The sequence below is a fragment of the Micromonospora sp. IBHARD003 genome, from assembly GCF_056106285.1.
The window spans coordinates 6,503,885-6,517,422 of sequence record NZ_JBWBBX010000001.1; the positions used below are offsets into that span (position 1 = coordinate 6,503,885).

General features: G+C 68.5%; 10 protein-coding genes. 9 read left to right on the plus strand and 1 reads right to left on the minus strand.

Going from position 1 to position 13,538, the window contains the following annotated elements; translation table 11 throughout:
• The first annotated feature begins 92 nt into the window (after positions 1-92).
• From ACTWOL_RS28640 to ACTWOL_RS28680, 9 genes are all read left to right on the plus strand, one after another.
• Complete coding sequence (locus ACTWOL_RS28640; protein WP_474299702.1) at positions 93-1,016, plus strand: carbohydrate ABC transporter permease; 924 nt, start codon at positions 93-95, stop codon at positions 1,014-1,016.
• A 1-nt stretch (position 1,017) separates the two neighbouring features.
• Complete coding sequence (locus ACTWOL_RS28645) at positions 1,018-1,947, plus strand: carbohydrate ABC transporter permease (protein WP_474299703.1); 930 nt, start codon at positions 1,018-1,020, stop codon at positions 1,945-1,947.
• Positions 1,948-2,153: 206 nt separating this feature from the next.
• Positions 2,154-3,353 (plus strand): ROK family transcriptional regulator, encoded by a 1,200-nt coding sequence (locus ACTWOL_RS28650; RefSeq protein ID WP_474299704.1) that lies wholly within the window; start codon positions 2,154-2,156, stop codon positions 3,351-3,353.
• Positions 3,354-3,473: 120 nt separating this feature from the next.
• Positions 3,474-4,586: a substrate-binding domain-containing protein gene (locus tag ACTWOL_RS28655; protein ID WP_474299705.1), complete on the plus strand. Its 1,113-nt coding sequence runs from the start codon at positions 3,474-3,476 to the stop codon at positions 4,584-4,586.
• A 174-nt stretch (positions 4,587-4,760) separates the two neighbouring features.
• Positions 4,761-5,540, plus strand: a complete 780-nt coding sequence (locus ACTWOL_RS28660; RefSeq protein WP_474299706.1) for an ATP-binding cassette domain-containing protein — start codon at positions 4,761-4,763, stop codon at positions 5,538-5,540.
• Complete coding sequence (locus tag ACTWOL_RS28665) at positions 5,537-6,832, plus strand: sugar ABC transporter permease (protein WP_474299707.1); 1,296 nt, start codon at positions 5,537-5,539, stop codon at positions 6,830-6,832. Before ACTWOL_RS28660 ends, ACTWOL_RS28665 begins: the two co-directional genes overlap by 4 nt.
• A gap of 255 nt (positions 6,833-7,087) precedes the next feature.
• Positions 7,088-9,010, plus strand: coding sequence for a 1-deoxy-D-xylulose-5-phosphate synthase (gene dxs, locus ACTWOL_RS28670; protein WP_474299708.1), 1,923 nt, complete (start codon positions 7,088-7,090; stop codon positions 9,008-9,010).
• A 150-nt stretch (positions 9,011-9,160) separates the two neighbouring features.
• On the plus strand, positions 9,161-10,672 hold the full coding sequence (locus tag ACTWOL_RS28675; RefSeq protein WP_474299709.1) for an amino acid permease: 1,512 nt from the start codon (positions 9,161-9,163) through the stop codon (positions 10,670-10,672).
• Positions 10,673-10,949: 277 nt separating this feature from the next.
• Positions 10,950-12,110, plus strand: a complete 1,161-nt coding sequence (locus ACTWOL_RS28680; protein WP_474299710.1) for a PLL family lectin — start codon at positions 10,950-10,952, stop codon at positions 12,108-12,110.
• 79 nt (positions 12,111-12,189) lie between these two features.
• Here ACTWOL_RS28680 and ACTWOL_RS28685 read toward each other — a convergent pair whose 3' ends face one another.
• Entirely contained in the window at positions 12,190-13,146 is a 957-nt protein-coding gene (locus tag ACTWOL_RS28685) for a hypothetical protein (RefSeq protein ID WP_474299711.1), read from the minus strand.
• Positions 13,147-13,538: the final 392 nt, after the last annotated feature.

The window sequence follows — 13,538 nt, forward strand, 5'->3', positions numbered from 1 at the left end:
ACACGGCACCCGGGTCCCGTCCGGGCCGGTCCTCGGCGACCGCACGGGACAGCCCTTGGACGGCACACTCGGGACGATCGGGGTCGGTAACCATGCAGCACGGCAAGTACCGGTTCATCGTGGGGTTTCTGGCCGCCCCCCTGGCGCTGTACGCGGTTTTCGTCATCTGGCCCTTCGTCCAGTCCATCTACTACTCGTTCACGGACTGGACCGGGCTGAGCCCGGACTTCTCGATGGTCGGCTTCGACAACTACGCACGGCTGTGGGACGACGACGTCTTCTGGAAGTCGCTCCGGCACAGCCTGCTGTTCGCGCTGGTGCTCCCGGTGGTGACGATCGGCCTCGCCCTGTTCTTCGCCTTCATGATCAATGTCGGCGGGCGGCACCGGAGGGGGGCCGCGGTCTCCGGGGTGCGGGGCTCCTCCTTCTACAAGATCGCCTACTTCTTCCCGCAGGTGCTCTCGATCGCGATCGTGGCCCTGCTCTTCCAGTTCGCGTACAACCCGGAGAGCGGAGCGATCAACTCCGCGCTCAAGGCGATCGGACTCGACGATGTGCAGCCGCTCTGGCTCGGTGACCCGGACCTCGCCCTGTGGTGTGTGATGGCGGTCCTCGTCTGGTCCACGGTCGGCTTCTTCGTCGTCCTCTTCTCCGCGGGCATGGCGTCCATCCCGAAGGACTTCTACGAGGCGGCGCTGCTGGACGGTGCCGGCCGGATCACCACGTTCTTCCGGATCACGCTGCCGCTGCTGTGGGACACCATCCAGTCCGGCTGGGTCTACATGGGCATCCTCGCCCTCGGCGCGGAGTCCTTCGCGGTGGTGCAGATCATGACCACGGGACCGGGTGGTCCCGACTACTCGACCACGGTGATGGTGCTGTACGTGTACCAGTCGGCGTTCCGTGACGGTGCGGCGGCCTACGCGACCACGATCGGTGTCGCCCTGCTGATCGTCACCCTGGCCTTCGCGGCCGTCGTGATGAAACTGGGCCGGCGCGAGCGCCTGGAGTACTGAGATGAAGACGACCGAAACATCTCCCGCCGGCACCGCGGAGCCTCTGCCGCACGTGGTGAAGACCGAGCTGCCCGGTGCGAAGTCGAAGCGCGGGAGCAGGCGCGGCGGCGGCAGGGTCCTCAACGTCTTCTCGCACGGCATGCTGATCCTCTGGGCCTTCATGGTCGTCATGCCGCTGCTGTGGGCGGTGATGACCTCCTTCAAGGACGACAACGCGATCTTCAGCTCGCCGTGGTCGCTGCCGGACCGGCTCCATGTCGAGAACTGGTCCCGTGCCTGGAACCAGGCACATATGAGCGACTACTTCCTGAACACGGTCCTGGTGGTCGCCGGCTCACTCATGGGCACTCTGCTGCTCGGTTCGATGGCGGCGTACGTCCTTGCCCGGTTCGACTTCCCCGGGAACCGCTTCATTTACTTCCTCTTCATCGGGGGGATGAGCTTCCCGATCATGCTGGCACTGGTCCCGTTGTTCTATGTGATGAACAACATCCAGCTCCTGAACACGATCCACGGACTGATCCTCGTGTACATCGCGTACTCGCTGCCGTTCACCGTGTTCTTCCTGACCGCTTTCTTCCGTACGCTGCCCACTTCGGTGGCCGAGGCGGCGCTGATCGACGGGGCCTCGCACACCCGGACGTTCTTCCAGGTCATGCTGCCGATGGCCAAGCCCGGTCTGATCAGTGTCGGGATCTTCAACTTCCTGGGGCAGTGGAACCAGTACATGCTGCCGACGGTGCTGAACACCGAGCCGGACCAGAAGGTCCTCTCCCAGGGACTGGTGCAGCTCGCCGTCAGCCAGGGATACAAGGGCGACTGGTCCGGCCTGTTCGCGGGCCTGGTGATGGCGATGCTGCCGGTGCTGGCCGCGTACGTCGTCTTCCAGCGACAAGTCGTCGCGGGCCTCACGGCGGGCGCCCTGAAATAGCCCTGCGCGCCGCTGCGCCCCCGCGTCCGCCCCCGCCCGCGGCAGTGGCCCAGGGGCGGTACTGGTGCTGCCCGTGGACGCCGTGAGGGCTGCCCGTGGGCCTTCCGCGGGCGCCCGGGCTTTTGCTCAGGTCTTGACGGGGAGCGGCCCGAAAGGCTCCCCTTAGAGTTCACATGTTGGAGTTAGCAGCGGGAGTGTGTGAGTCGATGGAGACTCCGGGGTCGCAGACATCTCTGCATCGGGCCAATCTCGAGCGGGTGGTCCGTGCCGTGCGCATGGCCGGTTCGCTCACCCAGGCCGAGATCGCGAGGTCGACCGGCCTCTCCGCCGCCACGGTCTCCAACATCGTTCGCGAACTGAAGGACGGCGGCACGGTCGAGGTGACCCCCACCTCGGCAGGCGGCCGCCGGGCCCGCAGCGTGTCGCTGAGCGGTGACGCGGGCATCGTCATCGGCGTCGACTTCGGGCACACCCATCTGAGGGTCGCCGTGGGCAATCTCGCCCACCAGGTGCTTGCCGAGGAGTCCGAGCCGCTCGATGTCGACGCCTCGTCCGAAGAGGGCTTCGGCCGGGCGGAAGTCCTGGTCAAGCGGCTGATCGCGGCCACCGGAATCAGCACGGACAAGGTCGTCGGCGTGGGCCTCGGTGTGCCGGGCCCGATCGACGTCGAGTCCGGGACCCTGGGCTCCACCTCGATCCTTCCGGGCTGGACCGGGATAAACCCCAGTGAGGAGCTCTCGCGCCGGCTCGGGGTGCCCGTCTACGTGGACAACGACGCCAACCTCGGAGCGCTGGGCGAGCTGGTCTGGGGCAGCGGCCGCGGAGTGAAGGACCTGGCGTACATCAAGGTCGCGAGCGGTGTGGGTGCCGGGCTGGTGATAGACGGCCAGATCTACCGGGGTCCGGGCGGTACGGCCGGCGAGATCGGGCACATCACGCTGGACGAGTCGGGTCCCGTCTGCCGCTGTGGCAACCGGGGTTGTCTCGAGACCTTCGCCGCGGCCCGCTATGTGCTTCCGCTGCTCCAGCCCAGCCATGGCCAGGATCTGACCATGGAACGGGTCGTCCAGCTCGCCCGCGAGGGCGATCCGGGCTGCCGCCGGGTGATCGCCGACGTCGGGCGGCACGTCGGCAGTGGCGTGGCGAATCTGTGCAATCTCCTCAATCCCACCCGGGTGGTACTGGGCGGCAACCTGGCCGAAGCGGGAGAATTGGTGCTTGCACCGATCAGGGAGTCGGTCTCCCGGTACGCGATTCCCAGCGCGGCCCGCCAGCTCTCCGTCCTTCCCGGGGCGCTGGGCAGCAGGGCCGAAGTGCTGGGTGCGCTGGCCCTTGTGCTGAGCGAAATGGGCGATTCGACACTTCTGGACAGCTCGACTCCCGCCGGGGCTCCTGTCTTCACTTAGATAACGAATGGCACCGTTGTCGTCTCGTTAAGGATTTACTCCTTGACGACGGCCTGGCGGCCGAGTTGACTTCCAGCCACCTCGGCCGCGGCGATGCGGCCTCGTCAGGGAGGTTTCTGAATGAACACGCAGATGCGTCGTGCCGCCGTGGCTCTGGCCGCCACCGCCATGGCCGTGTCCCTCGCCGCCTGTGGCAGCGCCAAGGAGTCCGGCGAGAAGGCCAACGGCTCGGGCGAGAAGAAGGGCAACGACCTCAAGATCGGTCTCCTCCTCCCGGAGAACCAGACCGCCCGCTACGAGAAGTTCGACAAGCCGCTCATCGAGAAGAAGATCAGCGAGCTCACCGGCGGCAAGGCCGAGGTCGTCTACGCCAACGCGAAGCAGGACGCCACTCTGCAGAGCCAGCAGGTCGACACGATGATCACCAACAAGGTCGACGCGCTGATCCTCGACTCGGTCGACTCCAAGGCCATCGCCGGCAGCGTCAAGCGCGCCAAGGAGGCCGGCATCCCGGTCGTCGCCTTCGACCGCCTCGCCGAGGGCCCGATCGACGCCTACACCTCCTTCGACAACGAAGAGGTCGGCCACGTCCAGGGCAAGGCGCTCCTCGAGGCGCTGGGCGACAAGGCCAAGACCGGCAAGATCGTCATGATGAACGGTGCCATCACCGACCCGAACGCCGCCCTGTTCAAGAAGGGTGCGAAGGCCGAGCTCGACGGCAAGGTCACCGTCGGCAAGGAGTACGACACCAAGGAGTGGAAGCCGGAGAACGCCAACGCCAACATGGAGGCCGCGATCTCGGCCCTCGGCAAGGACAACATCGTCGGCGTCTACTCCGCGAACGACGGCATGGCGGGCGGCATCATCACCGCCCTGAAGGCGGGCGGCTTCACCAAGCTTCCGCCGGTCACCGGCCAGGACGCCGAGCTCGCCGGTGTGCAGCGCATCGTCGCGGGTGAGCAGTTCATGAGCGTCTACAAGCCGTACGCTCCGGAGGCCGCCGCGGCCGCCGAGATGGCGGTGAATCTCGCCAAGGGCGAGAAGCTCGGCGGTATCGAGACCGCCCGGGTCGACAGCCCCACCAACAAGGGGATCCCGGCGGTGCTCGTCCCGGTCGTCTCGCTGACCAAGAACAACATCAAGGACACCGTGGTCAAGGACGGCGTCTACACCGTCGCCGAGATCTGCACCCCGAAGTACAAGGCCGCCTGCGACGCGCTCGGCCTGAAGTAAAGGCTTCGGTGCCCCGCCCCAGTCCAGCCCCGCTATCGGGGCGGGGCACCGGACAGAAACGCTTCTTCACTCCGGTTCAACCGGTTCTTCTGAATACTTGATTCTGCTCGACCCACCGCGCCTTCCCGGGGGCGCGGGATCCCCGCCGGTCAGGCGGCGAAGGAGATGGTTCACGTGTCCGCTACGCCCGTGCTGGCGTTGCGCGGGGTCTCCAAGCGGTTCGGTGCCGTTCAGGCGCTCACCGACGTAGAGCTTGAGGTCCACGGCGGCGAGGTGGTCGCTCTCGTAGGCGACAACGGCGCCGGAAAGTCCACGCTGGTCAAGACGATCGCAGGCGTGCACCCCATCGATGAGGGCGTCATCGAGTGGGAGGGCAGGTCCGTCTCGATCCACAAGCCGCACGACGCCCAGAACCTGGGCATCGCGACCGTCTACCAGGACCTCGCGCTGTGCGACAACATCGACGTCGTCGGCAACCTCTACCTCGGCCGGGAGCTGCGCAGGCGCGGCGTCCTCGACGAGGTCGAGATGGAGCGCCGCTCCCGCGAACTGCTGAGCATGCTGTCGATCCGCATCCCCAGCGTCCGTATCCCGATCGCCTCGCTCTCCGGCGGTCAGCGGCAGACGGTCGCCATCGCCCGTTCGATGCTGGGCGAGCCCAAGCTCGTCATCCTCGACGAGCCCACGGCCGCCCTCGGCGTCGAGCAGACCGCCCAGGTCCTCGACCTCGTCGAGCGGCTGCGCGAGCGCGGTCACGCGGTCATCCTCATCAGCCACAACATGGCCGATGTGAAGGCTGTCGCCGACAAGGTCGCGGTGCTCCGGCTCGGCCGGAACAACGGCGTCTTCGACGTCAAGTCCACCTCGCAGGAAGAGATCATCTCCGCCATCACGGGCGCCACGGACAACGCCGTGACCCGTCGTGCGGCGCGCACCTCGGAGGCGCAGAAGTGAGCACCCACAAGACCTCCACCTCCATCGGCGGCGGACACCAGGTAGTGAACCCGGACGCGGCGCACGACGCGGTCACCGCGGTCGACCCCCGCCTGCTGGTGCGCGAGCAGGGCTTCGCCGGCTACATCGGCGAGTTCAAGCGCAAGATGCACGCCGGCGACCTCGGCTCGCTCCCGGTGGTCATCGGTCTGATCCTGATCTGCGCGATCTTCCAGAGCATGAACTCGCAGTTCCTGTCAGCGCAGAACCTGAGCAACATCGCGGTCACGATGGTCGCCACCGGCATGATGGCCGTCGGCATCATCTTCGTGCTGCTGCTCGGCGAGATCGACCTCTCCGTCGGTTCCGTCAGCGGTGTGTCCGGCGCGATCGTCGCCGTGCTGACCGTGACCCACGGGATGAACGAGTGGCTCGCCGTGCTCGTCGCCCTGGGAAGCGGAGCGGCCATCGGCGCCCTGCACGGCTTCTTCTTCGCCCGGATCGGCGCCCCGGCCTTCGCCGTCACCCTGGCGGGCCTGCTCTTCTGGCTGGGCTTCATGCTCCAGCTGCTCGGCGACCAGGGCACCATCAACCTGGACGGCGAGGGGATCGTCGGCCAGCTGACCACGTACTACTTCCCCGACGTGGCCGCGGCCTACGGTCTGGCCGCGTTCTCGGTGGTGGCCTACTTCCTCTCGGCGTTCCTCGACAGCCGCCGCCGTGAGGCCGCCGGGATCCCCTCCCGCCCGGTCGGGGACATCTTCTTCCGGTCCGTCCTCCTGGCGATCGCGTCCTTCGCCGCCGCGTACATGTTCAACCAGTACAAGGGTCTGCCGCTGGCGCTGGTGCTGTTCCTGGTCGTGCTGGTGGTCACCGACTTCCTGCTGCGGCGCACCGCGTACGGACGCAAGATCTTCGCCCTCGGCGGCAGCGTCGAGGCGTCCCGCCGCGCCGGTATCAACGTCACGGCGATCCGGATCTCGGTCTTCGCCATCGCGGGCACCTTCGCGGCCATCGGCGGTCTGTTCTGGGCCTCCAAGATCGCGGCGGCCAACCAGAGCGCCGGCGCCGGTGACCTGCTGATGAACGTCATCGCGGCGGCCGTCATCGGTGGCACCAGCCTCTTCGGCGGCCGCGGGCGCACCTGGAACGCCCTGCTCGGTGTGATGGTGATCGTCTCGATCCAGTACGGCCTGGCTCTCGAGGGCATTGCCACGCCGATCCAGTACATGATCACCGGTGGTGTGCTCCTCGCCACCGTCGTGATCGACTCGGTCACCCGCAAGACGCAGAAGACCGCAGGTCGCGCCTGAGGTCCTTCGCTCGGATCAGCCCCGTGTGATCCGAACGGCAGGCCCCAACGCCGCGCACGCAGTGCCCGGCACCGGAACCGGTGCCGGGCACTGCTGCGTGTTCCTGTGAGGACGCGGGTAGGTGATGCCCCGTCCCTGATCCGGGTCCGCCAAAGGAGGGACGCGCAAGGCACTGCCCGATGACTGCCGCCGGGGGCGGAACACTAGACTCGGCGGATCGGCACGCTCGACCAGCTCACACGCAAGGAGGCACGGGTGGCATTGCTTACCCGTATCAAGGGACCGCGGGATCTGGACCGGCTCGGCCCGGAGCAGCTCGACCAGCTGGCCGCAGAGATCCGGACATTCCTCGTGGACGCCGTGTCCAAGACCGGCGGTCACCTCGGCCCCAACCTCGGTGTGGTCGAACTGACCATCGCCCTCCACAGGGTCTTCGAGTCCCCGAAGGACAAGGTCCTCTGGGACACGGGCCACCAGAGCTACGTGCACAAGCTGCTGACCGGCCGCCAGGACTTCTCGAGGCTCAAGATGAAGGGCGGCCTCTCCGGCTACCCGGCGCGTGCCGAGTCCGAGCACGACGTCATCGAGAACTCCCACGCCTCGACGGTGCTCGGCTGGGCCGACGGACTGGCCAAGGCCAACGAGGTCCTGAAGAAGGACGACCACGTCGTCGCGATCATCGGCGACGGTGCCCTCACCGGCGGTATGGCCTGGGAGGCGCTGAACAACATCGCGGACGCCAAGGACCGCCCGCTCGTCATCGTCGTCAACGACAACGAGCGCTCCTACGCCCCGACCATCGGCGGCCTCGCCAACCATCTGGCGACCCTGCGCACCACCGACGGCTACGAGCGCTTCCTCGCCCGCGGCAAGGAGATCCTCGAGCGCACCCCCGTCGTCGGCAAGCCCCTCTACGAGACCCTGCACGGAGCCAAGAAGGGCCTCAAGGACTTCATCGCCCCGCAGGGCATGTTCGAGGACCTGGGCCTGAAGTACGTGGGTCCCATCGACGGCCATGACATCGCCGCCCTGGAGTCCGCGCTCACCCGGGCGAAGCGCTTCGGCGGCCCGGTCATCGTGCACTGCCTCACCGAGAAGGGCCGCGGCTACCAGCCCGCCCTCCAGGACGAGGCGGACCGCTTCCACGCCGTCGGCAAGATCCACCCCGACACCGGTCTGCCGATCGCCAGCTCCGGGCTGGACTGGACGTCCGTCTTCGGCGAGGAGATGGTCGCGCTCGGCAAGGAGCGCGAGGACATCGTCGCGATCACCGCCGCGATGCTGCAGCCCGTCGGCCTGGACAAGTTCGCCAAGGCGTTCCCCGAGCGGGTGTACGACGTCGGCATCGCCGAGCAGCACGGCGCGGTCTCCGCGGCCGGTCTCGCCACCGGCGGAGTGCACCCGGTCTTCGCGGTGTACGCCACCTTCCTCAACCGTGCCTTCGACCAGGTGCTCATGGACGTCGCCCTGCACAAGTGCGGGGTGACGTTCGTGCTGGACCGCGCGGGTGTCACGGGCACCGACGGCGCCTCGCACAACGGCATGTGGGACATGTCGATCCTCCAGGTCGTCCCCGGTCTGCGGATCGCAGCGCCGCGCGACGCCGACCAGGTACGCGCCCAGCTGCGTGAGGCCGTAGAGGTCAAGGACGCGCCGACGGTGGTGCGCTTCTCCAAGGGCGCGGTCGGCCCCGCGGTCAAGGCCGTCGGGCGGATCGGCGGCATGGACGTGCTGCGCCGGCCGGGTGCCGAGCGTCCGGACGTGCTGCTGGTCTCGGTCGGTGCGCTCGCGCCCATGTGCCTGGAGGTCGCCGACCTCCTCGACAAGCAGGGCATCTCCACGACCGTGGTCGACCCCCGCTGGGTCAAGCCGGTCGACGAGGCGCTCGCCCCGCTCGCCGAGAAGCACCGGGTCGTCGTCACCGTGGAGGACAACATCCGGGTGGGCGGTGTCGGCGCGGCCGTGTCCCAGGCCCTGCGTGACGCCGGAGTCGACCTTCCGCTGCGCGACTTCGGTATCCCGCCCCGCTTCCTCGACCACGCCTCCCGCAAGGAGGTCATGGCGGAGATCGGCCTGACGGCACCGGACATCGCCCGGCAGGTCACGGGCCTGGTCGCCAGGCTCGACGGCCGTCTCGACGACGAACCGGCCGAGGCCCGCGAGCCGGCCCGCGACTGACGTCACACGGAGAATCCCGCGCATTGGGCCGGTCGGACCATCCCACAGGGGTCCGACCGGCCCTTTCGTGTGAAACGGAGCATCAGCGCGGGCGAGGTTCCGTACCCCTCTCGATCATGGGCTTACGGCCATGGGTACGGAGGTACGCCGGTGAGTACGGATCAGAAGTCGCCAGATTCCGGATTGTTCCGGACGAAGTCGGTCGAGCAATCGATCCGGGATACCGAAGAACCCGAGCACGCGCTCAAGAAGTCGCTCTCCGCCTGGGATCTGACCGTCTTCGGTGTCGGCGTGATCATCGGCACGGGCATCTTCGTGCTCACCGGCAAGGTGGCCAAGGAGAACGCGGGCCCCGCCACCGCCCTCGCCTTCGTCGCCGCCGGTATCGTCTGCGCGCTGGCCGCCCTCTGCTACGCGGAGTTCGCCTCCACCGTCCCCGTGGCCGGCTCGGCGTACACCTTCGCGTACGCCTCCCTCGGCGAGCTGGTGGCCTGGATCATCGGCTGGGACCTCGTCCTGGAGTTCGCCCTGGGCACGGCGGTGGTGGCCGTCGGCTGGTCCGGCTATGTGCGCTCGCTGATCGACAACGCGGGCTGGCACCTACCAGCCGTACTCGAAGGGCCGGACGCACCCGGCGGCACCTTCGACATCCTGGCCTTCCTGCTGGTGCTCGTACTCACCGTGATCCTGGTCATCGGCATGAAGCTGTCCGCCCGGATCACCGCGATCGTCGTGGCCATCAAGGTGACCGTGGTCATGATCGTGATCATCGCGGGCCTGTTCTTCATCGTGGGCGACAACTACAAGCCGTTCATCCCGCCGTCGCAGGTCCCGCCGGGCGGTATCTCGGGCTGGAACGCCCCGCTGATCCAGCTCATGTTCGGCTATGAGCCGACGAACTTCGGTGTGATGGGCATCTTCACCGCCGCGTCCGTCGTCTTCTTCGCCTTCATCGGGTTCGACGTGGTGGCCACCGCCGCCGAGGAGACCAAGCACCCGCAACGTGACATGCCACGTGGCATCCTCGGCTCGCTCCTCATCTGCACCGTGCTCTACGTCGCCGTCTCGATCGTCGTGACCGGTATGCAGCACTACAGCCGGCTGTCGGTGAGTGCCCCGCTGGCCGATGCCTTCAAGGCCATCGGGCACCCCTTCTACGCCGGCATCATCAGCTTCGGCGCCGCTGTCGGCCTCACCACCGTCTGTCTGATCCTGCTGCTCGGCCAGACCCGGGTGTTCTTCGCCATGAGCCGTGACGGGCTGCTGCCGCGCTTCTTCTCCATCACCCATCCGCGGTTCCGCACCCCGTACCGGCCCACCATCCTGCTCGGCGTGATCATCGCCGTCGTCGCCGGCTTCACCAGCATCAACGAACTCGCGACGCTGGTGAACATCGGCACCCTCTTCGCCTTCGTCCTCGTCGCCATCGGTGTGATCGTCCTCCGCCGCACCCGTCCCGACCTGCACCGCGCGTTCCGTACCCCGTGGGTGCCGGCGCTGCCCATCGTCTCGGTCGCCGCCACCGTGTGGCTGATGCTCAACCTGCCGGGCGAGACCTGGTTCCGCTTCGCGGTGTGGATGGTGATCGGTGTGATCGTGTACTTCGCCTACGGCCGCAGGCACAGCCGCCTCGGCCAGCTGGGCAAGGACGCCCGGTACTGACGGCCGGCACCCGGGCAGCCCGGCCGCGGGGGAGGGCACGGACAACAGGGGTACGGACAACAGGGGCACAGGCAACGCGGAGCCGGGAGGCGGACGCCCAGGAACGGGCCACCGCCTCTCGGCGGCCAGTTCGGCGAAGCCTGACGATCATGGAGAATCCGCAGCTCAGAGGGGTGGGACCAGGCGTTTCCGCAGCGCGCGACCAGACCCTTCCGGGGGTGTTATCGTCACCTCGATCGAGCGCCTGGGCGGCGTCTCGGAAAGGTGGCGACGGGCGATGTCACTGAGGCCGGCGCGGAGGTCCAAGCGGCGGACGGGCGAAGCCCAGGAGCCCCCCAGGGAGTCGCTTCGCACGGTCCGGACGGCGATCGCTCTCCCGGCCGACCCCTCCCTGCCACCGACCGCCGGCTGGCTGCTGCGCGGCAAGGACGGCCGCCTCGCCGCGTACACACCGGGCGCCGGCGGTGTGCTGCGCTGGACGGAGAAGCAGGCCGGCGTCGAGGACTGGACCGGTCCCGAGCTCTTCCCCGCACCCGGGATCCTGCCCTTTCTGGCGATCGCCCAGGGCCCGGACGCCTACGTCCAGCTGGTCGGGCTGCGGCGCACACGGCTCCCGGACGGCCAGAGCGCCACCGACGTCGTGCAGGCCATCCAGTACCAGTCAGGCCGCCCCCTGCGGGAGTGGTACGCCCTGGGCAGCCCGTACCAGGACCGCGAGCTCGCCGCGCGCATGGGCCTCCCGGCGGCCGTCGTCGATGCCGCCGGCTCGCTGCACGTCTTCGTGCGCAACGCGGGCGGCGGCGTCTGCGGCCGGTCCCAGACGCCGAACGGCAAATGGAACAAGTGGGCGGATCTCGAGGGCAGCGCGATCGTGGGCGTGCCCTCGGCGTCGCTCACCGGCAGCGGTCTGATGGAGGTCCTCGCACCGACCGCGGAGGTCGTCGCGCGCTGGGTGCAGGACACCCCGGGCGTGGCGTTCCGGCGCGCCGAGGACGTCAGAGCCGCCATCGCCGAGAGCTCGATGAGCTCCGCGCGCACGGGGGTCAAGCGTCTCAGCCATGCCTGGCGCGATGCCGCCACGGGGGCCGTGCACATCTGGCGCGAGGGAATGACTCCGGTCGCCGTCGGCGGCGAAGGCGGGACGGGGCCGGTCGCGATGCTGCGCACCCCGGTCGACGGCGTCGACTGCACGATCCTGGCCCAGCGCGGGAAGGACGGGCGTCCCGCCATGGCCGCGTGCCCGACCGAGGAGGAGCCGGCGGGCATGACCTGGACCTCGACGGGAGCACCGTGCGCCGGTGTGCCGGCCCTCGCGGTCGACGGGAACGCACGGGTGGTGCTGGCGGCGTTCGGCGCGGACGGCACCCTGCGGGTGGCCCGGCAGAAGGCCGAGGCGGGGTTGGCGATGGAGCCGTGGACGGCGGTCCCGGTCGGCTGACCCCGGTTCATGACCGCCCCCGGCTCGTTCGGCCCTGCGCCCTCCCCGGCGTTTCGGTTCCGGGCCTTTCCCGGCTCTTTCAGCCCTGTGTCCGCCCCGGAGTGTCCTCCGACCAGGCCCGGGTGACCGTGCCGATGGCCTCTGTCGCGCCGGCCGCGTCCTCGGCCGACATGCGGACCTTGTTGCTGAATTCGATGTGGAGGAAGGGAACGTCCTCTTCCGCGGCCTTGCGGCCCTGGACGTTGCTGCGACCCTCGAGCGGACAGCTGCGTGCCCAGGCCCGGCACACCTCGAAGTGACGGGCACGAAGGGCGTCGGCGAGTGCGCGGCCTTCGGCGTGGGCCAGGTCACCATTGCCCGCGGAGGCGATGACGTCGTAGCCGGGTGCCGAGTCGTCCGCGTATCCGTGCAGTTGGATCCCGGGCAGTCCGCGTTCCGTGAGCTCCGCGCAGACCGCGTCGAAGACGCTGTCCGTGCGATGCGCCACATCGGCGGCGTCGTCCTCGCCGGCCCGGCGATGTGCACCGGCAACCACCAGCACACCGCCGGGTGAGCCGCGCAGCACACGTACGCCGAGTTCCTCGGTGCGCCGGTCCGCCACGGGGTGCGGCACCTGTACGGACCAGCGGGCCGGAGCGGAGAGATCGACGTAGACGCGTCCCCACCCCCGGGGAGCAGGCGAGTCCTCGGTGCGGTCGGCGACTTCCGCGTACTGCCGGCCCGAGACGCTGTCGGTGAGTGCGCGGATCGTGAAGTCCACGTCGGACAGCTGCCTTTCGGCCTGGTCACGGCGGCCGTCCAAGAGCAGGGCGACGCCCTCGGCCACGGTCCGCCGGTCACGGCCGGAGGGGCGCCGGTAGCCGCTGTCCTCGCCGAAGCGGGAGGTGTACTCGGTGATCCGTTGCTCCAGGTTCACCGTCCCGTTGCCATGGCGGTTGGTGTCGTCGCCGACAGGCCCCGTACTCTCTGTGGGGCCGGGGCCATGGGTCAGACTCAGCAGGAGCCCGGTGAGCACGGCGGCAGCAACAACGATCACCGTTGTTGCAATTGTTACCGTCTTTGTCCGGTTAATGGTCATAGCTATATAAAGATATCCAGGTGATGAAACGCTTTTCGCGCCGGTCGCTGTCGTCTCCCGGCACCGCACCCGAGCCGCCCGTGGGCGCCGCCCGCGGCGACGGCCGTGCGGCGCTCGGGCGGCGGTCGGTGTGGCGGCATGGGGACCTGGTGTCCGGCCCGGGTGAGGGTACGGGTGAGGCGCGGTCCCGGGAGCGGCCTCCGGACTGATTTGCCCGCCCTGTCCTTCGTGGCTTCGATCACATTCTCTGTATTCGCGCAACTCAATTGCCATGACGCCGGTCTGATGTGGGGTTCGCACGGCAGTGCGCAACACTGCGTGCCCGACCGCCCCTGAGGCGTGACAGGTGA

What these genes read in the sequence shown, in the direction of transcription:
- ACTWOL_RS28640 (WP_474299702.1), top strand. Translation starts at nt 93, where the DNA reads ATGCAGCACGGCAAGTACCGGTTCATCGTGGGGTTTCTGGCCGCCCCC.
- ACTWOL_RS28645 (WP_474299703.1), top strand. Translation starts at nt 1,018, where the DNA reads ATGAAGACGACCGAAACATCTCCCGCCGGCACCGCGGAGCCTCTGCCG.
- ACTWOL_RS28650 (WP_474299704.1), top strand. Translation starts at nt 2,154, where the DNA reads ATGGAGACTCCGGGGTCGCAGACATCTCTGCATCGGGCCAATCTCGAG.
- ACTWOL_RS28655 (WP_474299705.1), top strand. Translation starts at nt 3,474, where the DNA reads ATGAACACGCAGATGCGTCGTGCCGCCGTGGCTCTGGCCGCCACCGCC.
- ACTWOL_RS28680 (WP_474299710.1), top strand. Translation starts at nt 10,950, where the DNA reads ATGTCACTGAGGCCGGCGCGGAGGTCCAAGCGGCGGACGGGCGAAGCC.